Genomic DNA, 21,463 nt, shown 5'->3' with positions numbered 1-21,463 from the left:
TGTGACCGGGGTTGGCTCTCAGCCCCCGGTGGCCAGACCCTGGGCCGAGGCGACGGCGGCGCGCGTGCGACGGGCGATTTCCTCGCTGGCCTGACGGGCCAGGGCCTCGGCGCGGCGGTTCAGCTGCGACAGGGGGGTGAGGGCCTGTTCCAGACGGCCGCCGTGCTCACCGTTCAGATACACGTCGAAGGCGGCGGGATCGGCCACATCAATGATGGCCTGAACGCCGATCGGCGCGCGCCAGGCCTCACCGGCGGCCAGCTGGCGGGCGAACAGCACCCGGCCGTCCGACATGCGCACGACCAGAATGGTCGCCTTGCGCGCCTGAAGCACGACATTGGAGGCGGTGGCCGCCGCGCCATAGACGGCGCCGCGCGGATTGAAGGCCTTCTGCACCGGGACGGCTTCGGCGGCAGCAGCCGCGGCAGCCTCGCCCTCGGCGGCGTTGAGGCCGGTCAGTTCGGCCTCAAGGCCCGGGGTAACGTAGAGGGTCGGGATGGTCTGGTCCGGCGGGGCCGCGCGCGGCACGTCGAGGACCACCGCACCGTCCGTGCCCGGAACGGCGCCGACCGACCAGCTTTCCGGCACGGCCACGAGGTCCGACGGCTTGGCGGGGGTCATCAGGCTGACGCGCTGGAAGACGTTCCATCCGAGGACGGCCAGGCCCACGAGGACCAGCACGCCGATAATGCGGGGTGAATAGCGGCGGACCTCCTCGAAGGCCACGCCGACGGGGGCCTGCAAGGGAACCGAGGGATCCGGCACATCGCGCTTGAAGCGCTCGACCGCCAGCTGCTCGTCGAGGCCGAGGGCGCCGGCATAGGCGCGCACATAGCCGATGGAGAAGACGCGCGAGGGCAGGATGGAGGTGTCGTTCTGTTCCAGGGCGCGCAGATAGCGGACGTGGACGCGGGTGACGGCAGACATGTCTTCGAGCGAGCGGCCCGAGGCCTTGCGCGCCGCGCGGAGCCCGTCACCGAGGGTCGGTGCGTCCGTGATGGGCGGCACAGGCTCCCTCCAGTCGGGATGCGCCCGAAACTCGTCGGGGACATTCCCCGTATCCAGTGCCATGTGGCCCGACCCCACAACCGACATCGATGATGTCGTACTCAACCAAGACGCAGCGCCTAGCAGACCCGGGTGACGGCTGGTGCCTCCCCCCGGAGGTCGTCTGCGATCCTCTTGTGGATAACCCATCGGCGCCCTCCGATCAACGTCCCGTTAAGCATTCCGGACCGTTTCAGGGCGGGACGCTTCAGAGGGCGACGTTCAACTTCCGGGCCAGGGACTCGATCTCGTTGCGGATCGAGCCGGCCGATGAGCCGAGCAGGCTGGCCATGGCGCGCTGGGCCTGGCCGAGGTCGGTGGACAAACACATGCGCTTGACCGGGCCGACGCCAGCGGCCGGGGCCGACAGGCGGGTGAAGCCGAGGGTCAGAAGGGCAAAGGCCTCGAGCGGCTTGCCGGCCAGTTCTCCGCATACGGACACGGGCGTTCCGGTCTCGGCACACTTCTTCTGGATCTCTGCGAGCGCCCGGAGCGCAGGGGGCGACAGCGGGTCGTAACGATCGGAGACCATGGGGTTGGTCCGGTCCGCGGCGAACATGTACTGCAACAGGTCATTGCTGCCGACCGAGACGAAGTCGGTCAGGGGCAGCAGGGCATCGAGATGCCACAGCAGGGACGGGCATTCGATCATGGCGCCGACCCGGAGCAGGCCGGGCAGGCTGCGCCCCCGCCGGCGGGCCCAGGCACACTCGACATCGACCAGTTCACGCGCGGCGCGGAACTCGTCGACAGTGGCGATCATCGGGAACATGACCCGCAGCTCGCGCCCCTCGGCGGCCGACAGCAGGGCGCGCAGCTGCAGCCGCAACAGTCCGGGACGGTCCAGGCCCAGACGGATGGCGCGACGCCCGAGGGCCGGGTTCTCCTCCCGCTCGGCCTCGAGGTAGGGCAGCACCTTGTCGCCGCCGATGTCGAGGGTGCGGAACACAACGGGACGGTCGCCGGCGGTGTCCAGCACCTTGCGGTAGAGATTGGTCTGCGCGTCCAGCCGGGGCAGTTCCTCGGACACCATGAACTGGAATTCGGTACGGAACAGGCCGATGCCCTCGGCCCCGGTCTGGTCAAGGTTGTCGAGATCGACGGCGAGTCCGGCATTGGTCAGCAGCTGGATACGCTTGCCGTCGAGGGTGATGGCCGGGGTGTCGCGCAGGCGGGCGAACTCGGCCTGGCGTTTGCTGCGCAGGTCGAGACGCGCCTGAACGGCTTCCAGCACATCGGGGCGAGGGCGCAGATAGGCCTCGCCCGTCTCGCCGTCGGCGATGACCAGATCGCCTTCGCTGAGGCGGTCGCGCAGACCGGCCATGCGCCCGACGCAGGGGATCTGCAGGGCGCGGGCAACGATGGCAGCGTGGCTGGCGGCAGAGCCCTCTTCCAGCAACAGGCCCTTCAGCCGCTCGCGCGGGTATTCGAGCAGATCGGCGGGGCCGAGGTTCCGGGCCACCAGAATGGTGTCCTCGGGCAGGTCGCGCTCGCCCGGCCGGTCCCCCGCGAGGAGGCGCAGCAGGCGGTTGGCCAAATCCTCGAGGTCATGAAGGCGTTCGCGGATATAGGGGTCGCGGGCCTTGGCAAAGCGGGCGCGGTGCTCGTTCCGGACGCGGTCGACGGCGCCCTCGGCCGTCAGGCCCGACCGGACGGCCTCTTCCAGCGAGCGGTTCCACCCCCGGTCGACGGCAAACATCCGGTAGGTTTCCAGCACCTCGAACGACGGGCCGGACAGGCCCTGGCTGCCGTCGAGCATGGAGTCGATATTGGCCTTGAGGGCCTCCAGCCCCTTGGCCAGGCGGATCTCTTCCAGCGCCGTGTCGTCGGCCAGCAGCTTTTCGGGGGGCAGGGGCGCCTCGTGCAGCACCACATGGCCGAAGGCGAGGCCGTCCGAGAATTTCTGGCCCTTGAAGCGCTCGGGCCGGTGGGGCGCCACCTCGACGTCGCGCAGTTCGTCGAGGCCCATGAGTTCGCCCGAGGCGACCGTCTCGGCCAGCACCATGGCGATCGTCTGGATGTCCTCGATCTCGTCCTCGTCATAGCGACGCTCGGACTGGTTCTGGACGACCAGCACGCCGATGGCCCGGCCGCCGCGCAGCAGGGGGGCGCCAAGGAAGGCGTGATAGGGGTCTTCGCCCGTCTCCGGGCGGTAGGAGAAGCTGGGGTGGGCGGGGGCGTTGGACAGGCTGATGGGTTCGGCCACGCGGGCCACCTCGCCCACCAGACCCTCGCCGGGACGCAGGCGGGTCGTGTGCACGGCCTCGGGATTGAGGCCCTGGGTGGCGAACAGCTCCAGCTCGCCCGACGCACGCCGCAGGTAGATGGAGCAGACCTCGGCCACCATGGTCTGGGCGATGATCCGCACGACCAGATCAAGGCGTTCCTGGGCGGGCCCTCCGCCGGCCATAGCCTCGCGGATCTGGCGCAGCAGGTTCCTCGGTCCCCGTGTCGTCAATCCGCTAGCAGTCGGCATGGCCCCTCCGTCAGACCCGAAAGATAGGGGGTCCGGGCGATTTTCCCATCCTAGACCGACTCAAGGCCATAGGCGGCATGCAGGGCGCGGACGGCCAGCTCGGCATAGGCGGCATCGATCAGCACGCTGATCTTGATTTCCGAGGTCGAGATAGCCTGGAATTTGATGCCCTTGTCGGCGAGGGCGCGGAACATGGTCTGGGCCACACCCGCGTGGCTACGCATGCCGACGCCGACGACGGAGACCTTGGCCACGTCCTCGTCGAGGCGGATTTCCTGAAAGCCGATGTCGCCTTGCGCGGCGCGCATCAGCTCGGCGGCGCGGGTGGCGTCACGTCTACCGGTGGTGAAGGTCAGATTGACCGCGCCCTCGGTGCGCGACTGGCTCTGGACGATCATGTCGACATTGACCCCGGCGTCGGCCAGCCGGGTGAAGACGTCGGCGGGGGCGTCGGTCCGGTCGCCCAGTCCGAGCAGGGTGATGCGGGCCTCGTCGCGGCTCATGGTGACGCCGGACACGATACGTTTTTCCACGATCTCTTCCTCGTCGCAGATCAGGGTGCCGCCCTTGTCGGGCAGGACACCGTGGTCATCGGGTTCAATAAAGCTGGAGAGCACCCGCACGGGCACCCGTTTGGCCATGGCCAGTTCAACCGAGCGGGTCTGGAGCACCTTGGCACCCAGGGAGGCCATCTCCAGCATTTCCTCATAGGAGATGCGCTCGATCCGGCGTGCGCGGCTCTCGATCCGGGGGTCGGTCGTATAGACGCCGTCCACGTCGGTGTAGATGTCGCACGGACAGTCGAGGGCGGCTGCCACGGCCACCGCCGAGGTGTCCGACCCGCCCCGGCCCAGGGTGGTGATCCGCCCGTCGCGGGTCATGCCCTGGAAGCCCGGGACGACGGCGATCTCGCCGCTGTCGACCGCGGCGCCGAGCGTCTCGCCGGGGATGTCCACGATGCGGGCCTTGCCGTGCTGGTCGTCGGTCAGTATGGGAATCTGCCAGCCCATCCAGCTGCGGGCGCGCAGGCCCATGTTGCGGAGCGTCAGGGCCAGAAGGCCGGCCGTCACCTGTTCGCCCGAGGCGACCACGGCGTCGTATTCGTCATCGGAGGGATCGATGCCCTGGGCGGGGCGGCCGGCGCCGTCGGTCCAGGCCACCAGCTCATTGGTCTTGCCCGCCATGGCCGAGACGACCACGGCCACGCGCCGGCCGGCATGGTACTCTGCGGCCACGATCCGCGCGGCGCGCCGGATCCGGTCGAGGTCGCCCATGGAGGTCCCGCCGAACTTCAGCACCAGGCGCGTCATTCTGACCGGGATCCTCTCTTGCAACCGATGTCGGGGGCGTTCATGCCATAGCCTATGGGCGCTTCTAACGACACGGCCGAGCCGCGCAAACCGAAAACCGGTCCGGAGCGGACCTCAAGCGTCGATCCGGCGGATGTGGCGCGATTTTCGGCGCTTGCCGAGGAATGGTGGGACCCGAGAGGGCCGTTTGCACCGCTGCATCGCTTCAATCCGGTCCGGCTGGGCTTCATCCGGCGCGAGGCCTTGGCACGGTTCGGTCGCGACAGCGCGGCGCGACGCCCGTTCGAGGGGCTGAGGCTTCTGGATATCGGTTGCGGCGGCGGACTGCTGTCCGAGCCGATGACACGGCTGGGCTTTCAGGTCACCGCGGTCGATGCCTCGGAGCGCAACATCGGCACGGCCCGCATGCATGCCGAGGCGCAGGGGCTGGAGATCGACTTCCGGCACGGCACCGCCGAGGGGCTGATGGCCGAAGGCGAGCCCCCGTTCGACGTGGTGCTGAACATGGAGGTCGTCGAGCACGTCGCCGATCCGGCCGCCTATCTGCGTGACACCGCCGCCCTGGTCGCGCCGGGCGGGATGATGATCGTGGCGACGCTCAACAAGACGCTGAAGTCTCTGGCCCTCGGCAAGGTGGCGGCGGAATATGTGCTGCGCTGGGTGCCGCCGGGCACCCACGACTGGCGCCAGTTCCTCAAGCCGGAAATGCTGCGGGACTGGCTGGAGGCCGCGCCCGGCATCGTCGCCCGTGGGCCCTATGGCGTGACCTATGATCCGCTGACCGGCCGCTTCTCGGAAAGCAACGATGTCGACATCAACTATATGATGATCGCCGAGCGGGCCTGAAGCTTACCGCGAATTCATCCAGATTTCAGACTTGTAACGGGAATGCGCCGGGAGCGGGGGCTACAGGTGAGGTCCAAGCTTTACCGGAGATGCCCCATGAAACGCCTGTTCCTGACCGCCACCCTGATCGCCGCCGGCCTGGCCACCTCGGCCTGTGTGACCATCATCGACGCCACCCATGAGGACGGCTGGAAGGCCACGGCCGCCACCCCGTTCGACGAGGCGCGCGACCAGTGCCGCCAGACCGCCGATGTGAACAGCCGCGCCTTCGAGACCTGCATGGCCGGGCACGGCTGGACCCGCGACTAGGTCGGGCATCGGGCGTTGAGGGGCGCGGCGTCGAAGCGCCACTCAACGCTGCGCGGTGCCCCTGAAATCTCGCCGTCGATGCGGGCCCTGAGCCCGTCGCCGTCGCGCTCGTAGCGAATATGGGTGGGGAAGTCGTTTTCGGCATTCGAGAAGACGACATAGTCCTCGCCCTTTTCGGTCAGGCCCCGTCCATGGCCTAGTGCGCCTTTGACGGGTCGGGCGGCGCGGCCGGCAGGGGCGCGCAGGGGACGCCGTCCTCCTTGAGCGCGCGGACCTCGTCGGCGGTGGCCTCGCCATAGATTTCGCGCTGCTCGGAGGTGCCCTCGTGGATGGCGCGGGCCTCGCGGGCGAAGGTGTCGCCGACATAGTCGAAATTGGCCTCGACATGGGCGCGCACCTTGCGGGCCATGTCGGACATCAGGGTCTGGAGGGGGGCGCTGGTCGTGTCGCGCTTCTTCGTGCCGGCGACGGCGGGCGCCATGATCTGCTTCGTCACCTCGCGCGATCCGCAGAAGGGGCATTCCACGAGGCCACGGGCGGCCTGATCGTCATAGTCCGAGGAGCTCGAGAACCAGGCCTCGAACGGATGGTCGGCCGCACAGGTGAGGGCGTAGCGGATCATGCGTCGGATGCGGAGCGGAAGGGTCGATCGTGGGTCAGGGACGGGATGGCGCGCCTTGCCCGATCCACGGCGTCGAGGTCAAGCCGGGCATGCAGCACGCCGGGCTGGTCATGATCGAGGGCGGCGATCACCTTGCCCCACGGGTCGACGACAGTGGACCGGCCCCAGGTGGCGCGGCCGTCCTCATGGGTGCCGCCCTGGGCCGCCGCCAGCACAAAGGCGCCGGTCTCGATGGCCCGGGCCCGAAGCAGGGTCTGCCAGTGGGCCTCGCCGGTCGGCACGGTGAAGGCGGCGGGAATGGCGATCAGGCGGGCGTCGGGCCGGGCCTTGGCCAGGTCGCGATAGAGCTGGGGGAAGCGCACATCGTAACAGATAGAGAGGCCCAGCCCGCCCCACGGGGTGTCGGCCACGACGGCGCGCTCGCCGGGGCGTACGGCCTTGCTCTCCCGCCAGCTTTCCCCGGTGTCGAGGTCGACGTCGAAGACGTGCAGCTTGTCATAGCGAGCCGTGATGCAGCCCTCGGGGTCGATCAGCAGGGCGCGGTTGGCGGCGCGACCGGCGTCATCGTCTTCCGCCCGGACCATGACCGATCCAAGCTGGAGCCAGACGCCCAACTCGCGGGTGAGGGCACGCAGGCCCGAGACAGCGACGTCCGCGTCCTCGGGGGCAAGGGAGGCCCGCCCCTCGGGGCGACGCTCCAGCCGGTTGGTGGCCTCGGGTGTCAGCACCAGTTGCGCCCCGCCGGACGCGGCCTGCCGGATCAGAGGGGCGACATGCTCCAGACCGGCCGCGCTGGTGGCCGGCGTCCGGGTCTGGACCAGGGCGATGTCGAGCGCGTTGGCCATGGAGGGGCGTCAGGCTTCCAGCAGGGGGTCCAGCTCGCCCCGGGCGTCGAGGGCGTGCAGGTCGTCCGAGCCGCCGATGTGGCGCTCGCCGATGAATATCTGCGGGAAGGTCGCGCGGCCGCCCGACTTCGCTGTCATTTCGGCCTTCAGCTGGGGGTCGTTGGAGGCGACGATCTCCTGATAGTCCACGCCCTTCTTCTTCAGCAGCATCATGGCCGAGATGCAGTAGGGGCAGCCCGGCTTGGTATAGAGGACGACGTCGGACACTGGGGATTACTCCGTTGGTTGCAGATGGGGGATGAGCCCCCGGACGGGCGGTTCGTTCCCTATCTAGGCATGGTGCGCGCACTCTGCACCCGGGCGACCACCGCAAGATCGACGGCGCGCGCCCCGGCGTCCAGCAAGGCCCTGGCACAGGCCTCGGCAGTGGCGCCGGTGGTCAACACATCATCGACCAGCAGGATATGCCGGCCTTTCAGGCGCGCGCGCCGGGCGTCCGGCACCGAGAACACGCCCTTCACATTCTGGTGGCGCCTGCGAAAGCCCAGTCCGCCCTGGGAGGCGGTGCGGGCGCGCCGCACGAGGGCGTCGGGCAGATAGTCGAGGCGTTCGGCCCGGGCCAGCGGGCGGGCGATCTCGGCGGCCTGGTTGAAGCGCCGGGCCAGCAGGCGCGAAGGGTGGAGCGGCACGGGCACCACGGCATCCGCCTGCTCCAGCAGGGGGCGGGCGGCGCGAGACAGCCAGCGGGCGAACAGCGGCGCCAGCGGCTGATCGTCGGCATGTTTGAAGCGCAGGATCAGCGGACGCGACCCGTCATCATAGAGGCAGGCGGCCCGCGCCCGTCCGAAGGCCATGGGATGCGATAAGCAGGGCGCGCACCGGCCTTCGGCAAAGTCGCCGGAATCGACGGTGAAGGGGGCCCCGCAGCCGTCGCAGACAGGGTCCTCCAGAAAGGTGATGCGCGACCATTCCAGCGGCGACAGGGCGGCCCCGATGCGGCCGGCGGGGCCCGGCGCCTCGGGCGGGGGCAGGATCAGATCGGCCAGTCCACGCCCCACCGACCGCGCGAGGGACTGGACACGCGCGCCCGGACCGGCTTTCCAGAAGTCGCCCTCAGCCCCCATATCGATCCGCATGACCTCATCCGCACCGCCCCGACTGTTCGACCCTGCCCGCAGGATGGCGCGCGTGCAACGGGCGGAGGGCGCGGGGACGCCGGTCGACTTTCTGCACCGCCGCGCCGCTGAGGGACTGGCCGACAGTCTGGACGCCATTCCGCGTGACTTTCCCGTCGTGGTCGATCTGTCGCCCCGTGCCGGAATTTTCGCCGGGGTGCTGGCTGACCATGACGCCGCCGCGCGGCTGGGGCCTGTGACTACGCCCGTCGCGGATTCCGGTCGGGCCGTGCCGGGCGAGGGCCCGCTGGGGATCGAGGACGGATCGGTCGATCTGATCGTCTCGGTGCTGGGCCTGCACTGGGCCAATGACCTGCCGGGGGCGCTGGCCCAGATCCGGCGGGCATTGAAGCCGGACGGCCTGTTCCTCGGGGCGATGTTCGGGGCCGGGACGCTGACCGAGCTGCGTGATGTCCTGACAAGGGCCGAGCTGGAGGAGACGGGCGGCGCGGCGCCCCGGGTCTCGCCCTTTGCCGACGCCCTTGATGCGGCCGGCCTGATGCAGCGGGCCGGGTTCGCCCTGCCGGTGGTCGATGGCGACACGGTGGCGGTGCGCTACCGCGACATGGGTGCGCTGGTCCGGGACCTGCGGGGGATGGGCGAGGCGGGCGCGCCGGAGGGGCCAAAGCCGCCCCTCAATCGCCGGGTGATGGCGCGGGCCTCGGCCCTCTATGACGCCCGCCATTCGGTGACGGGCGACGATGCACGGCCGCGGGTCGTGGCGACCTTCGAGACCCTGTTCCTGACGGGGTGGGCGCCGGCGCCGGATCAGCCAAAGCCCCTGAAGCCCGGCTCGGTGGCGACCGGCTTCCGGGTGGCGCCGCGGACGGCCTAGCCGCCCATCGCGCTCCGCAGGGTGTTCATGGCGGTGTTGAAGATGCCCGAACTGGTGCCCCCGAATGCCGTCAGCGCCGACAGGATGACCAGAAAGATCAGCGAGATGATCAGGCCGTATTCGAGCGAGGTGGCCCCGGAGTCGTCGTCGAGGAAGCGGTGAAGTCTGGTCACGGCTCCTCCTGTGATGCCCGGGCGCCTGACCAGCACTGTGGCCGACCGCCGGTTAAGAAACCGCGTTGATCGTCACAGAAGGTCGCGAAGCCAGGCGACCAGGGGTGCGTCGGCGGGCGGCATGGGCCAGTCCGACAGCTGGTTCGGCCGCACCCATTTGAGCGCCGCATGCTCGCGCGCCACCACCGTGCCCTCCCACCGGCGGCACAGGTAGAGCGGCATCAGCAGGTGAAAGCTGTCATAGGCGTGGCTGGCGAAGACGAAGGGCGCGAGGCAGGACTCCTTCGTCTCGATACCCAGCTCCTCGCGCAGTTCGCGGATCAGGGCAGCTTCCGGCCGCTCGCCCGGTTCGACCTTGCCGCCCGGGAATTCCCACAGGCCGGCCAGCTGCTTGCCCTCGGGGCGCTGGGCGATCAGCACCCGCCCGTCCGTATCGATCAGGGCGACGGCGACGACGAGAACGGTGGGGAGAGATTCAGTCATCGGGTCTCGACTGCGCGCCAAGAACCTCTCGGCACTCCGAAATCCTCATCACAGAGTTCGAAGGCGTCGATCAGCGTGTTCTCAAGGTAGTCGCGTTCAGGGAAGGTCGATGCCTCAGTCTCGAACACGAATATGTAGACCCCTTCCGCTTGCGGTTCGAGGACCAGCCTAAACAAGCCTGCCGTATTGTCGAAAGACTCGAGGACTTTCATCAGCTGCGGTAGTCGCCGTTGATCTCGATGTAGCGTTTCGTCAGATCGCAGGTCCAGACGGTGGCCGAGGCCCGGCCCGCGCCGACCTCGACGGTGATGTCGATCTCGGCATTCTTCATATAGGTGCTCATCTTCGCCTCGTCGTAGGTGGGCGAGGGGGCGCCATCGATCGCGGCCACATGGGGCCCGAAGCGCACGGCCAGACGGTCGCGGTCGACGGCTTCCTCGGTCTTGCCGACGGCCATGACGATCCGGCCCCAGTTGGCGTCCTCGCCGGCGATGGCGGTCTTGACCAGCGGGCTGTCGGCGATCGACTTGGCCAGCTTGCGGGCCGAGGCGGGGCTGGAGGCGCCGTCCACCGTGACCTTGACGAATTTGGTCGCCCCCTCGCCGTCGCGGACCAGCTGGTGGGCGAGGTCCAGCATCACGCCGTCGAGCGCGCGGGTGAAGGCCTTCAGCCGCCGATCCCCGACCCGGCCGATGCGCGGCGCGCCCGAGGCACCGGTGGCGAACAGCAGGCAGGTGTCATTGGTCGAGGTATCGCCGTCGACCGTCACCGAGTTGAAGGTCGTCCGGACATGCAGGCCCAGCATGGCCCGCAGCACATTGGGGTGGATGTCGGCATCGGTGACGATGAAGGCCAGCATGGTCGCCATGTCGGGCGCGATCATGCCCGACCCCTTGGCAATGCCGGCGATGCGGACCTTGAACCCCTCGATTTCGGTCTCGACGTAGGACCCCTTGGGGAAGGTGTCCGTGGTCATGATGCCCTGACCGGCGCGCGTCCATTGCTCGGCAGGCGGGGTGTCGGCGTCGAGGCGCGTCTCGATCTCGGACAGGCGGGCGGCGATCTTGCGGTCGTCGAGGGTGACGCCGATCACGCCGGTCGAGGCGAGCATGACGTCGCGCTGGCGACAGCCGAAGCGCTTGGCCACCTCGGAGGCGGTGCGGCGCGCGGCATCGGCCCCCGGCTTGCCGGTAAAGGCATTGGCGCAGCCCGCATTGACCACGAGGGCCCGCACATCCTTGCCGCCTTCATCGGAATCGAGATGGCGCCGGCACCAGTCGACCGGTGCCGATCCCACCTTGTGCCGCGTGAAGACCCCCGCGCAGCTGGTGCCCCGGGCAAAGCGGAACACCACCAGATCGTCGCGCTGGTGCTTGTAAAAGCCCGCGCGGGCCGTGGCGATCTCGACCCCGCCGACATGACCGAAGGCCGGAAACGGCACGGCCAGGGGGGAGACTTCGAGCCCGGGCTTGCCCGGCGCCGCGGGCGCCTCGGGGGCAGCGGCCGGCTTTCCGCCCCGCTTCAGGGCGGTGGTGATGGGGTCGAAGGCCTTTTCGAGCGCATTGCGGCCGGCGGGGCGGGTCTTCGGAGTCTTCATTCGCCGGTTCCTGCGGAGACGGGCGCCGAGGCAGGTTCCTCGGCCGGGGACTCGGCCTCGGCACCGAGCAGAAGTTCGACGTCGGCGCGACCGCGCAACTGTTCCAGAAGCTGGCGCACCCCCTCATAGGTCAGATAGCGGACGATTTGGGGCCGGGCTTGCTCGAGGGTCGGGGGGGTCTCGCGGCGACGGTCCTCGACCCGCACCACGGCCCAGCCGCCCTCGGTCTCGAACGGGCCGACGGTCGAGCCGGCCGGCTTGTCGCGCAGGGCGTTGGCGAAGGCTTCGGGCAGGACGTCGAGGGTGCGATAGCCCAGATCACCGCCCGAGAAGCGGGTCGCTTCGTCGATCGAGCTTTCGGCGGCCACGGCTTCGAAGGCGGCACCGGTGCCCAGCACGCCCATGACGGTCTCGGCCTCCTGCCGCGTGCGCGACAGGATCAGCCGGATGCGGACCTCCTCGGACGAGCGGGCCAGCTGCAGCTGTTCCTGATAGAGGGCCTCGACCGACTGGTCGGTGATGGTTCCGTTGACGACGGCCTCGACCAGGACGTCTCCCAGAATACGGTCGCGGGTGATTTCCAGACGGCGCTGGACCAGCGGACTCTTGTCGAGGCCCCGGCGCTCGGCCTCGCGGGCCAGCAGCTTCTGGTCGATGACCTCGTCCAGCACCCGCCGGAACAGGATGGAGGTGACGTCGAGGGGCTCGCCCTCGCCGATCAGGCCCTGGGCCACGGCCTCGCGCTTGACGTCAGAGGCCCAGATGGTCTCGCCCGCGACCCTGGCCACGGCCTGATCGCCCGGCTGGGGCGGGCTGTTGCCGCCGCGGTCGCCGGTACAGGCGGACAGGGCAAATGCCAGCAACAAGGCCGTCAGCAGGCCGGCAATCGGGTTGGACGACAGTCGCATGGTGCGCTCCTCGACCCGGGCGAGGGGGCGCCCCGGAGGCCGGGGAAAGCCTGACGGAATGCCCCTCGCGTTGACAGGGATAAGGCCGGTGCTTAAGTCCCGCCTGCGCCCAAGTCGAGGGGTTTCCACCGTTCGCGTGGCCGGGTTCCGGGGTTTTTGCCCCCGCCGGCGCCGGATGGCGCGAAGGCCCGCGCCGCGATGGCGTGTATCGCTGTTCGCCGCCGCCCCGAAGACAGGGCCCCACAGACTGAGCCCGCCGGCTCACCGTACCTTTCCCGGATCCCCCATGCTCGGCTTTGCCAAGAAATTCCTCGGTTCCTCGAACGATCGCAAGGTCAAGGGCTTCATGGCCCAGGTCCAGAAGATCAACGCCATGGAGCAGAAGTACGCCGCCCTGTCCGATGGCGAGCTTCGCATGATGACGGACGCCTTCCGCGACCGGCTGGCCAAGGGCGAGACGCTGGACAAGCTGCTCAACGAGGCCTTTGCCGTGGTGCGCGAGGCCTCCAAGCGGGTGCTGGGACAGCGTCAGTACGATGTGCAGCTGGCCGGGGGCATGATCCTGCACGAAGGCGGCATCGCTGAAATGCGGACCGGTGAAGGGAAGACGCTGGTCGCCGTGGCGCCGGTCTATCTGAATGCGCTCGAGGGCAAGGGCGTCCACGTCATTACCGTCAATGACTATCTGGCCCGCCGCGACGCCGAATGGATGGGCCGGGTCTATCGCTTCCTGGGCATGGAAGTGGGCGTGATCGTCAACGGCCTGTCGAGCGGCCAGCGCCAGGCCGCCTATGCCGCCGACATCACCTACGGCACCAACAACGAGTTCGGCTTCGACTATCTGCGCGACAATCTGGTCTATGACCGGCGCGAGATGGTGCAGCGCGGCCACCACTTCGTCATCGTCGACGAAGTGGACTCGATCCTGATCGACGAGGCGCGCACGCCGCTGATCATCTCGGGCCCGACCGAAGACCGCTCGGACCTCTACGTGACGCTGGACGGCATCATGAAGGAGCTGATCCAGGAGCCGTCGTATTTCGAGGTCGACGAGAAGCAGCGTCAGGTCCTGCTGACCGAGGAGGGCTCGGAAGCGATCGAGGCCATCCTTGAGGAACGCGGCCTGTTCGCCGAGGACACCACCGGCCTGTACGACGCCGCCAACATCACCCTGGTCCACCACATGAACCAGGCGCTGCGGGCCAACACCCTCTACCTGCGCGACAAGGATTACATCATCCGCGGGGACGAGGTGATGCTGATCGACGAGTTCACCGGCCGGATGATGCAGGGCCGCCGTCTGTCGGAAGGCCTGCACCAGGCGCTGGAGGCCAAGGAAGGCGTCAAGATCCAGCCCGAGAACCAGACCCTGGCCTCGGTGACCATCCAGAACTATTTCCGCCTGTACACCAAGCTGTCGGGCATGACCGGCACGGCCGCGACCGAGGCCCAGGAATTCCTCGACATCTACAAGATGGACGTGCTGGAGGTGCCGACCAACCGGCCGGTCCAGCGCATCGACTATGACGACGAGGTCTATCGCACCGCGCGCGAGAAGAACGAGGCCATCGCCAAACTGATCGCCGAGCGCCATCTGGCGGGCCAGCCGATCCTGGTCGGTACGGTCTCGATCGAGAAGTCCGAGACCCTGTCGAAGCTGCTGCAGACCTATGAGTACAAGGTCGAGGTGGACCGCACGCTCAAGGCCGAGTTCAAGGGCCGCGAGAAGGAGGCCCAGAAGGCCGGCGATGCCGCCTATGACATCCGGTATGAGACCAAGCTGCGCGGCATCCCGCACAATGTGCTGAACGCCCGCCAACACGAGCAGGAAGCCTATATCGTCGCCGACGCGGGCCTGCCGGGCGCGGTCACCATCGCCACCAACATGGCCGGTCGCGGCACCGACATCCAGCTGGGTGGTAACCTGGAAATGCGCCTGCAGCGCTGGCGCCAGGAACAGCGCAACATGGCCATCGAGGTCACGCCCGAGGCCGAGGCCGCACGCGAGGCCGAACTGAAGGCCGAGATCGCCGAGCAGAAGAAGATCGCCCTCGAGGCCGGCGGCCTGTTCGTTCTGGGCACCGAGCGTCACGAGAGCCGCCGGATCGACAACCAGCTGCGCGGCCGGACCGGCCGTCAGGGCGACCCCGGCACCTCGAAATTCTATCTGTCGTGTGAGGACGACCTGCTGCGCATCTTTGCCGGCGACCGTCTGGACTCGATCATGAAGACCTTCGGCGTGGCCGAGGGCGAGGCCATCACCCACCCGTGGCTGAACAAGGCCATTGAGCAGGCCCAGAAGAAGGTCGAGCAGCGCAACTACGACATCCGCAAGAACCTCCTGAAGTACGACGACGTCGTCAACGACCAGCGCAAGGCCGTGTTCGAGCAGCGTCAGGAGTTCATGGACGCCGACGACATGTCGGAGCTGGTCGGCGAATTCCGCCACGATGTGATCACCGACCTGGTCGAGCGCTTCATGCCGCCCAAGGCCTATGCCGAACAGTGGGACATCGACGGGCTGGACGAGAAGGTCCGCACCACCCTGGGTCTGGAGCTGCCGCTCAAGGAGTGGGCCGCCGAGGAAGGCGTGTCGAACGAGGAGTTCGAGGAGCGCCTGCTGGCCGCCGCCGATGCCCGGGCCGAGGAGCGGCTGAAGCTGATCGGGGACGATCGCATGCGGGGGCTGGAGAAGCAGTTCCTGATGCAGATGATCGACATGAAGTGGCGCGAGCACCTGGTCCATCTGGACCATCTGCGCGGCGTGATTGGTCTGCGTGGTTACGGCCAGCGGGATCCGCTGAACGAATACAAGACCGAGGCCTTCGCCCTGTTCGAGACCCTGCTCTATGAGCTGCGCCACGATGTGACGCGCTGGCTGATGACGGTCGAGTTCCGCTTCGAGGCCCCGCCGCCCATGCCCGAGTTCGAGGAAATCCACCTCAATCCCGGCACCGGCGAGAACGAAATGGCCAATCCGAACGCCCAGCTGCCGGAAGGCCGGCTGGACGGGGACGACCGCTCGCGTATGCCGGTCGAGATGCTGCCGGAAGGCTGGCAGCGCACGGGCCGCAATGCGCTGTGCCCCTGTGGTTCGGGCCGCAAATTCAAGCACTGCCACGGGGCGCTCGTTTAAGACGCGTTGCGCCGCGCTAACGCTCGCGACGCGGTCGCTCGCTGCTTGAGCGAGGACGGGCAGACGGATGACAGCTTGGGAGGCTGACGCATGACCACGGCGCGCAAGGATCTGTTCAAACGGGCGCTGGCGGCGGCGCCGGGGCGGCTGCATTTCGCGGCCCACAGCCACCACCTGTGGCCGGATGCCAGCCTCGATGGCCAGGTCGAGGCCTGGAATGACGGCGTCCGGCTGGCAGACAAAAAGTGGGACCGGGTGTTTGGCGAGGTGGTGCCCGAGGCCCAGGGCCATGTGGCGGGCGAGCTGTCGCTGCCCGATCCCGAGACGGTCGTCTTCGCCCAGAACACCCACGACTTCCTGATCCGCATCGTGTCGGGAATGCAGAAGCGTCCCGTGCGCATCCTGACGACGGGCGGCGAATTCCACGCCTTCCGGCGGCAGGCCGAGCGCTGGGAGGAGTCGGGTCAGGCCGTGGTGACCCGCGTTGCGCCCGATCCGGCCGAAACCCTGACCGAACGCTATCTGGACGCGGCCCGCTCGGGCGACTTTGATCTGTTCGTTATCAGCCAGGTGTTCTTCCGCACCGGACAAGTGTTCGAGGGACTGGAGGGTCTGGCCGACCTGTGCCGCCCGGAAGGACCGTGGGGCATCGTCGACGGCTATCACGGCTTCATGGCGACCCCGACCGATCTGTCCGCGGTGGCGGACCGACTGTTCTATGTGACCGGCGGCTACAAATACGTCATGGCGGGCGAGGGGGCCGGTATCCTTCATGCGCCCCACGGCTATTGCGAGCGGCCCGAGATTACGGGCTGGTTCGCCGAGTTCGGCAATCTGATGGGCCCGCCCGAGGGTGTGCGCTATCGGGGCGATGCCGGCCGTTTCTGGGGCGCGACCTTCGATCCCACGCCGCTCTATCGCTTCAACGCGGTGCGCCGGATGCTGGCGGCCGAAGGCCTGAGCACGCCCGTCATCACCCACCATGCGCTCAGCCGGCTGGCCCAGTTCCAGGGCGCTGTGCGGGACGGACAATGCGGCCTCCTGGGCACGGCCGAGATCGTCAATCCGATCGCGGGGGCGCCGGCCAATGACCTGCCGGCGCGGGCGCGGTTCCTTGCGATCCGCCACCCCGATGCCCAGGCCTGGCGCGCGCGCCTGCTGGAGGCCGACATCGTCACCGATGTGCGCGACGACATCATCCGGTTCGGCTTCGGCCTCTATCAGGACGAGGACGACGTCGCCCGCCTGATCGAGGGCTGCGCCCGGGTGCTGGCCGACTGACCTAGTAGAAGGTGGTGTCGTCCTGACGCTGGGCCTTGGGCGCCGGGCGCGGGGTGGACGGCTGACGCGGCGCCGGACGGGCCTCGGACGACGTCGGCGTATCCGGGCCGGTGTCGGCGGGCGGCGTGTCGCTGTCCGGGATTGGCGGCAGGTCGGGATATTCCAGCGGCGGCAGAGATCCTTCGGGCGGCTGTTCAGGCTCCAGCCCCAGCTCAACCGGGGCGTCTGCATCGATGCGGTCCGGCGCGCCCAGATCGTCGCGGATGAACACCCAGGAACGCGGATCGGTACAGGCGCAGGCGCGCAGATAGCCCTGCTCGTCGCGCCACAGGATCAGCGGATAACCCGGCTGCAGGCCCGAATTGCGCAGATAGCCGGTCAGATCGGTCACGAATTTCTGGCCGGCGTCGACCACGGCGCTGCGGGCTAGATTGTCGTCGGCCGAGGGAATGCCCGCGGCGGTCCAACTGGCGGTCGGGGTTGCGGTCCAGCGCTCATAGAGGGGCCAGTCGCGGGACAGCCACAGTTCCGCGACCGTGGCGCGCTCGGCCTCGGTCGACTGCTGCATGCCCTCGCGATCGGAACGGGCGAAGACGATGATCCGCACCTCGGCGCCGGCGGCCCGAAGCTTGGGCACTTCCTCACGCTCGTAGCGCTGCATGGCGGCGCTGTCGCGGTAACCAACGATATAGACCGGCGCACCCCCGCCCCCGGCCGAGATCCAGCCCGCCTCGTCCAGCAGGGACTGGATGGCCGCCTGATCGCGCGAGACTGTGACCGGCTGGAACCGGGCGTAATAGGTCCAGTAGGCCCAGTAGCCGCCACCGGCGATCAACAGGCCCACCAGCGCGGCCAGGGCCGACCAGACGAGAAACCGACGCATCCCCGGAACTGCTCCTCAGTGGTTGGAGGTTAACCCTAGCACCGTTCTGTCGGCATTACGAAGACGATCAAGCGGTTTCGCCCGTCAGCGGCCCTGGGTCTGGTTCACCTCAAGTATCCGCCGCTGGAGCGGTTGAAGGCCAAGTTGGAACTCGAGAACGCGGGGGTTGTAGACCGCGAACAGTCTTTCCTGGCTCCAACCCTCCATCATCGAGATACGAGCGTCCGCCATGATGTCTGCCGCGCTGACCAAGTGATCCAGGAATGCTTCCATCGCCGGAATGATCTGGCTGTGCATCTGCCGGAGCGCCGGGTGGGGCGGCGGGGTGGCAGCCTCGATCGCAAGATTCCGTCGCCCCGTCTCGATCTGCTCTTCAATACATTGTTGCGCGGTGGCAAGCTGTCTCGTGGCCTCCGCACGACTGACCATGCCGTAGGCGCCGCGCTGGAGGGCGGCTGCACCCTCATAGAAGCAGGCCATTCCGGATAGGATTGCGTACTGCGAGGAGTCGGATCCCATGAGAGGCAACTGGCCCCTCATCGACACGGCCTGGGACTCCATGATGACAACAGAGGCCTTGACGAGCGACTGGACGAGCGCCTCGACCCGCTCGTAGTCCCGCTTGCGCAGGGCGTCGGCCAACTCTGCATGGTCTGCGAGGACCCCGTCAGCATGGCTGGCCACGCGAATCATGTTCGCCACGGCATTGTCGACCATCGCGATCTCTGGGTGGACATCCGGCCCCGCGAGTGTGGGAAGGGCCGACAACTCCTGCTCTATGGCCTGGAGTTCCTGCCTGCCTGCAGCGATTTGGGGGAGCATGCGGGTGAGGACGTCAAGAAGCTGCTCCGGCGTTCGGGCCGCAGCCAGTTCAGGATTTTCCATCAGCGGCATGAGGATGGCGGTAATCCGCTGACCTGCCGCCACTGCCACCCCGGCGTGGGCCACCGCAGCACGTTGCTGATCCGGCGGCACGACTGTGATCTGCGCGGACGCTGGCGCAGCGAGGCCCAAGGCCAGCAGGAAAAAGGCCAGTGCAGCAAGAATCCGGATCATGATGTCTCCCCCAGAACCCATGCCACCGAAGCGGCATGGGACGGGGTCGTCAAGTCCGTTCGCCTATCCCATCGTCGGGATGACGAAGGAGCTGTCGGCGTGTTCCAGCTCGCTGTCGGGCCAGCGGGCGGTGACGGTCTTGACCTTGGTCCAGAACTTCACGCCTTCCATGCCGTGCTGGTTGGTGTCGCCGAACGCGGAACGCTTCCACCCGCCGAAGGTGTGATAGGCGACCGGCACCGGAATCGGCACATTGATACCGACCATGCCGACGTTGACCCGGGCGGCGAAGTCGCGGGCCGCGCGGCCGTTCTGGGTGAAAATGGCGACGCCGTTGCCATACTGGTGCTTCGACGGCAGGGCCAGGGCCTCCTCGAAGCTCTGGGCCCGGACGATCTGCAGGACCGGGCCGAAGATCTCTTCCTTGTAGGAGTCCATCTCGGGCTTGACGTGGTCGAACAGCGACGGGCCGACGAAATAGCCGTTCTCGTGACCCTGCAGGGTGAAGCCCCGGCCGTCGACGACCAGTTCGGCGCCGTCCTTGACGCCCTGGTCGATCCAGCCCTCGACGCGCGCCTTGTGCTGGGCGGTGACCACGGGGCCGTAGTGGGCGCCGTCGTCGGTCGAGATGCCGACCTTGAGGGTCTCGATCTCGGCGATCATCCGTTCCCGGAGAATATCGGCCGTCTTGTCGCCGACCGGCACCACGACCGGCAGGGCCATGCAGCGTTCGCCGGCCGAGCCAAAGGCGGCGCCGGACAGATCCTTGACCACCTGGTCCATGTCGGCGTCGGGCAGGACGATGCCGTGGTTCTTGGCGCCACCCATGGCCTGGACGCGTTTCCCGTGGGCCGCGCCGGTCTGGTAGACATAGTTGGCGATGTCCGAGCTGCCGACGAAGCTGACGGCGTGGACCTGGGGGTGGGTCAGGATGGCGTCGACCGCCGTCTTGTCGCCATGCACCACATTCAGCACACCGGCGGGGGCGCCCGCCTCCATCATCAGTTCGGCCAGACGGACCGGCACGGACGGATCGCGCTCGGACGGCTTGAGGATGAAGGTGTTGCCGACGGCGATGGCCACACCGAACATCCACATCGGGATCATGGCGGGGAAGTTGAACGGGGTGATGCCGGCCACCACGCCCAGCGGCTGGCGCATGGAATAGACGTCGATGCCGGGGCCCGCGCCCCAGGTGTATTCGCCCTTGACCGCATGCGGGATGCCGCAGGCGAATTCGATGACCTCAAGCCCGCGCTGGACGTCACCCTTCGAGTCGGCGATCACCTTGCCGTGCTCGCTGGACAGCAGCTCGGCCAGCTCGCCCATATTGGCCTCGACCAGGCGTTTGAACTCGAACATCACGCGGGCGCGGCGCTGCGGATTGACGCTGGACCAGCCCTCGAAGGCGGCCTGGGCGGCCTGGACAGCGCGGTCCATTTCCGACTCGGTGGCCAGCTGCACGCGGGCCTGGACCTCGCCGGTGTTCGGGTTGAAGACGTCGCCGAACCGGCCCGAGGTACCGGTGACGCTCTGGCCGTTGATGAAGTGGTGGATGTCGCGCATGGGCGTCTCTCTCCTGGAAGGCGGGCGTTCTTGTGATTGCGGGCGGTTTACCGTGCGGAACCGGGCGAGGCCACCCCGTCCGCATCAAGCTGTTTCAGCAAGGCGGCGCGGACGGCGTCGGGGTTCAGCATGGGCAGGAAATGCGTGGCCCCGGTGAGGCGCTCGCTGCGCACATGGGACAGGCCGGGCGGCCGGTCCGGCACGTGACAGGTCGAGCGGGTCTGGGCCCTCAGGATATGCACCGGTCCCCGGAACCGCGTCAGGGCGCCCCAGGGGTTGTGCCCTTGGGCGGCATAGTTGGAGGCTTCCCATTCCGGACGACAGGACAGGGTCAGCCCCTCGCCGGAGGGCTTGAGGCCGGTTTCCAGCCAGGCGTCGAGCAACGCATCCGGCCAGCCGGCAAAGGCGCCCCGCCCCCGATAGGCCTTTCGCGCCGTCTCGCGATCCGGAAAGTCGGCACGCCGTTTCAGGGCATTGCGGACCAGTGGGATGCGTTCTGCCATGCGGCCCACGCCGGGGAGATTGAAAGCAAGCGTGGTCAGCGGCAGCCAGATGACGGGATCGAGCAGCAGCAGGCTGCGGACCCGTTCAGGCCGGTGGGCGGCGGCCAGCAGGCTGACGGTACCACCCATGGAATGGCCGGCCAGAACCGGATGTCCTTCAGTCTGGTCGAGCAGGGCGATCAGGTCACCGCGCAAATCCTGCCAGCCCCGTCGTCCGGCCGGATCGGCGGGCAGGTCGGTCAGGCCGTGACCACGCTGGTCGACCAGCCATATCCTTCGGCCCCCGGCCAGAGGCGCCAGCAGGGGGCGATAGGTCGAGGCGTTGAAGCCGTTGGCATGCAGGAAGATCAGATCGACCGGCCCCTCGGCCCGTCCCAGCTCCAGCACGGACAGGGCCCCCTCCGTCCCGACG

At 68.2% G+C, this 21,463-nt stretch carries 20 protein-coding genes; 5 read left to right on the top strand and 15 right to left on the bottom strand.

Translation table 11 applies throughout. The annotated features are described in order from the left end of the window. Window positions 1-18: 18 nt before the first annotated feature. The 3 genes from LC068_RS08745 to LC068_RS08735 all read right to left on the bottom strand — a co-directional run bounded on the left by LC068_RS08745 (window position 19) and on the right by LC068_RS08735 (window position 4,833). On the bottom strand, window positions 19-1,071 hold the full coding sequence (locus LC068_RS08745) for a helix-turn-helix domain-containing protein (RefSeq protein ID WP_226636387.1): 1,053 nt from the start codon (window positions 1,069-1,071) through the stop codon (window positions 19-21). A 184-nt stretch (window positions 1,072-1,255) separates the two neighbouring features. Next, the gene (ptsP, locus tag LC068_RS08740) at window positions 1,256-3,523 is read right to left on the bottom strand and encodes a phosphoenolpyruvate--protein phosphotransferase (RefSeq protein ID WP_226636386.1); all 2,268 of its coding nucleotides are present in this window, start codon (window positions 3,521-3,523) and stop codon (window positions 1,256-1,258) included. Between the two features lie 50 nt (window positions 3,524-3,573). After that, window positions 3,574-4,833, bottom strand: coding sequence for an aspartate kinase (locus tag LC068_RS08735; protein WP_226636385.1), 1,260 nt, complete (start codon window positions 4,831-4,833; stop codon window positions 3,574-3,576). A gap of 54 nt (window positions 4,834-4,887) precedes the next feature. Here LC068_RS08735 and ubiG point away from each other — a divergent pair, with 54 nt between their 5' ends. Continuing rightward, window positions 4,888-5,679, top strand: a complete 792-nt coding sequence (ubiG, locus tag LC068_RS08730) for a bifunctional 2-polyprenyl-6-hydroxyphenol methylase/3-demethylubiquinol 3-O-methyltransferase UbiG (RefSeq protein WP_226636384.1) — start codon at window positions 4,888-4,890, stop codon at window positions 5,677-5,679. 96 nt (window positions 5,680-5,775) lie between these two features. Beyond that, window positions 5,776-5,988: a hypothetical protein gene (locus LC068_RS08725; RefSeq protein WP_209119715.1), complete on the top strand. Its 213-nt coding sequence runs from the start codon at window positions 5,776-5,778 to the stop codon at window positions 5,986-5,988. 196 nt (window positions 5,989-6,184) lie between these two features. Here LC068_RS08725 and LC068_RS08720 read toward each other — a convergent pair whose 3' ends face one another. The 4 genes from LC068_RS08720 to LC068_RS08705 are packed head-to-tail and all read right to left on the bottom strand — an operon-like array spanning window position 6,185 to window position 8,591. Further along, window positions 6,185-6,610, bottom strand: a complete 426-nt coding sequence (locus LC068_RS08720; protein WP_226636382.1) for a DUF1178 family protein — start codon at window positions 6,608-6,610, stop codon at window positions 6,185-6,187. Then, entirely contained in the window at window positions 6,607-7,455 is an 849-nt protein-coding gene (locus LC068_RS08715) for a carbon-nitrogen hydrolase family protein (protein WP_226636380.1), read from the bottom strand. Before LC068_RS08715 ends, LC068_RS08720 begins: the two co-directional genes overlap by 4 nt. 9 nt (window positions 7,456-7,464) lie before the next feature. After that, on the bottom strand, window positions 7,465-7,722 hold the full coding sequence (gene grxC, locus LC068_RS08710; protein ID WP_226636378.1) for a glutaredoxin 3: 258 nt from the start codon (window positions 7,720-7,722) through the stop codon (window positions 7,465-7,467). A 59-nt stretch (window positions 7,723-7,781) separates the two neighbouring features. Next, on the bottom strand, window positions 7,782-8,591 hold the full coding sequence (locus LC068_RS08705; RefSeq protein ID WP_226636376.1) for a ComF family protein: 810 nt from the start codon (window positions 8,589-8,591) through the stop codon (window positions 7,782-7,784). Here LC068_RS08705 and LC068_RS08700 point away from each other — a divergent pair. Beyond that, the gene (locus LC068_RS08700; protein WP_226636375.1) at window positions 8,590-9,465 is read left to right on the top strand and encodes a methyltransferase domain-containing protein; all 876 of its coding nucleotides are present in this window, start codon (window positions 8,590-8,592) and stop codon (window positions 9,463-9,465) included. The two genes, LC068_RS08705 and LC068_RS08700, sit on opposite strands and share 2 nt — an antisense overlap. Here LC068_RS08700 and LC068_RS08695 read toward each other — a convergent pair. The 4 genes from LC068_RS08695 to LC068_RS08680 form a co-directional block, all read right to left on the bottom strand. Then, on the bottom strand, window positions 9,462-9,638 hold the full coding sequence (locus tag LC068_RS08695; protein WP_226636374.1) for a Flp family type IVb pilin: 177 nt from the start codon (window positions 9,636-9,638) through the stop codon (window positions 9,462-9,464). The genes LC068_RS08700 and LC068_RS08695 overlap by 4 nt on opposite strands. Window positions 9,639-9,710: 72 nt before the next feature. Beyond that, window positions 9,711-10,121: a (deoxy)nucleoside triphosphate pyrophosphohydrolase gene (locus LC068_RS08690; protein WP_226636373.1), complete on the bottom strand. Its 411-nt coding sequence runs from the start codon at window positions 10,119-10,121 to the stop codon at window positions 9,711-9,713. A 211-nt stretch (window positions 10,122-10,332) separates the two neighbouring features. Continuing rightward, on the bottom strand, window positions 10,333-11,718 hold the full coding sequence (argJ, locus tag LC068_RS08685; RefSeq protein ID WP_226636372.1) for a bifunctional glutamate N-acetyltransferase/amino-acid acetyltransferase ArgJ: 1,386 nt from the start codon (window positions 11,716-11,718) through the stop codon (window positions 10,333-10,335). Then, the gene (locus LC068_RS08680; protein ID WP_226636371.1) at window positions 11,715-12,626 is read right to left on the bottom strand and encodes a peptidylprolyl isomerase; all 912 of its coding nucleotides are present in this window, start codon (window positions 12,624-12,626) and stop codon (window positions 11,715-11,717) included. Before LC068_RS08680 ends, argJ begins: the two co-directional genes overlap by 4 nt. Before the next feature lie 286 nt (window positions 12,627-12,912). On the opposite strand from LC068_RS08680, the gene secA reads away from it, so the two are divergent. Then, on the top strand, window positions 12,913-15,762 hold the full coding sequence (gene secA / locus LC068_RS08675) for a preprotein translocase subunit SecA (RefSeq protein ID WP_226636369.1): 2,850 nt from the start codon (window positions 12,913-12,915) through the stop codon (window positions 15,760-15,762). Window positions 15,763-15,852: 90 nt separating this feature from the next. Next, on the top strand, window positions 15,853-17,043 hold the full coding sequence (locus tag LC068_RS08670; protein WP_226636367.1) for an aminotransferase class V-fold PLP-dependent enzyme: 1,191 nt from the start codon (window positions 15,853-15,855) through the stop codon (window positions 17,041-17,043). A gap of 1 nt (window position 17,044) precedes the next feature. Here LC068_RS08670 and LC068_RS08665 read toward each other — a convergent pair whose 3' ends face one another. The 4 genes from LC068_RS08665 to LC068_RS08650 all read right to left on the bottom strand — a co-directional run bounded on the left by LC068_RS08665 (window position 17,045) and on the right by LC068_RS08650 (window position 21,438). Further along, the gene (locus LC068_RS08665) at window positions 17,045-17,926 is read right to left on the bottom strand and encodes a hypothetical protein (RefSeq protein WP_226636365.1); all 882 of its coding nucleotides are present in this window, start codon (window positions 17,924-17,926) and stop codon (window positions 17,045-17,047) included. Between the two features lie 84 nt (window positions 17,927-18,010). Then, window positions 18,011-18,982, bottom strand: a complete 972-nt coding sequence (locus LC068_RS08660) for a hypothetical protein (protein WP_226636362.1) — start codon at window positions 18,980-18,982, stop codon at window positions 18,011-18,013. 63 nt (window positions 18,983-19,045) lie between these two features. Continuing rightward, entirely contained in the window at window positions 19,046-20,548 is a 1,503-nt protein-coding gene (locus LC068_RS08655) for a CoA-acylating methylmalonate-semialdehyde dehydrogenase (protein WP_226636361.1), read from the bottom strand. A gap of 47 nt (window positions 20,549-20,595) precedes the next feature. Beyond that, entirely contained in the window at window positions 20,596-21,438 is an 843-nt protein-coding gene (locus tag LC068_RS08650) for an alpha/beta fold hydrolase (RefSeq protein ID WP_226636359.1), read from the bottom strand. Window positions 21,439-21,463 lie beyond the last annotated feature (25 nt).

It is taken from the genome of Brevundimonas poindexterae, from assembly GCF_020524625.1.
Taxonomy (GTDB): Bacteria; Pseudomonadota; Alphaproteobacteria; order Caulobacterales; family Caulobacteraceae; genus Brevundimonas; species Brevundimonas poindexterae_A.
This window is presented reverse-complemented; position numbering and strand designations above follow the sequence as displayed.

Bases quoted from the DNA above. Each gene is read 5' to 3' on its own strand.
- LC068_RS08655 (WP_226636361.1), bottom strand. From the start codon at position 20,548: ATGCGCGACATCCACCACTTCATCAACGGCCAGAGCGTCACCGGTACC.
- LC068_RS08670 (WP_226636367.1), top strand. From the start codon at position 15,853: ATGACCACGGCGCGCAAGGATCTGTTCAAACGGGCGCTGGCGGCGGCG.
- LC068_RS08725 (WP_209119715.1), top strand. From the start codon at position 5,776: ATGAAACGCCTGTTCCTGACCGCCACCCTGATCGCCGCCGGCCTGGCC.
- LC068_RS08660 (WP_226636362.1), bottom strand. From the start codon at position 18,982: ATGATCCGGATTCTTGCTGCACTGGCCTTTTTCCTGCTGGCCTTGGGC.
- LC068_RS08680 (WP_226636371.1), bottom strand. From the start codon at position 12,626: ATGCGACTGTCGTCCAACCCGATTGCCGGCCTGCTGACGGCCTTGTTG.
- argJ (WP_226636372.1), bottom strand. From the start codon at position 11,718: ATGAAGACTCCGAAGACCCGCCCCGCCGGCCGCAATGCGCTCGAAAAG.
- LC068_RS08690 (WP_226636373.1), bottom strand. From the start codon at position 10,121: ATGACTGAATCTCTCCCCACCGTTCTCGTCGTCGCCGTCGCCCTGATC.
- LC068_RS08700 (WP_226636375.1), top strand. From the start codon at position 8,590: ATGACCTCATCCGCACCGCCCCGACTGTTCGACCCTGCCCGCAGGATG.
- LC068_RS08745 (WP_226636387.1), bottom strand. From the start codon at position 1,071: ATGGCACTGGATACGGGGAATGTCCCCGACGAGTTTCGGGCGCATCCC.
- LC068_RS08665 (WP_226636365.1), bottom strand. From the start codon at position 17,926: ATGCGTCGGTTTCTCGTCTGGTCGGCCCTGGCCGCGCTGGTGGGCCTG.
- secA (WP_226636369.1), top strand. From the start codon at position 12,913: ATGCTCGGCTTTGCCAAGAAATTCCTCGGTTCCTCGAACGATCGCAAG.
- LC068_RS08715 (WP_226636380.1), bottom strand. From the start codon at position 7,455: ATGGCCAACGCGCTCGACATCGCCCTGGTCCAGACCCGGACGCCGGCC.
- ptsP (WP_226636386.1), bottom strand. From the start codon at position 3,523: ATGCCGACTGCTAGCGGATTGACGACACGGGGACCGAGGAACCTGCTG.
- LC068_RS08720 (WP_226636382.1), bottom strand. From the start codon at position 6,610: ATGATCCGCTACGCCCTCACCTGTGCGGCCGACCATCCGTTCGAGGCC.
- LC068_RS08705 (WP_226636376.1), bottom strand. From the start codon at position 8,591: ATGCGGATCGATATGGGGGCTGAGGGCGACTTCTGGAAAGCCGGTCCG.
- LC068_RS08735 (WP_226636385.1), bottom strand. From the start codon at position 4,833: ATGACGCGCCTGGTGCTGAAGTTCGGCGGGACCTCCATGGGCGACCTC.
- ubiG (WP_226636384.1), top strand. From the start codon at position 4,888: ATGGGCGCTTCTAACGACACGGCCGAGCCGCGCAAACCGAAAACCGGT.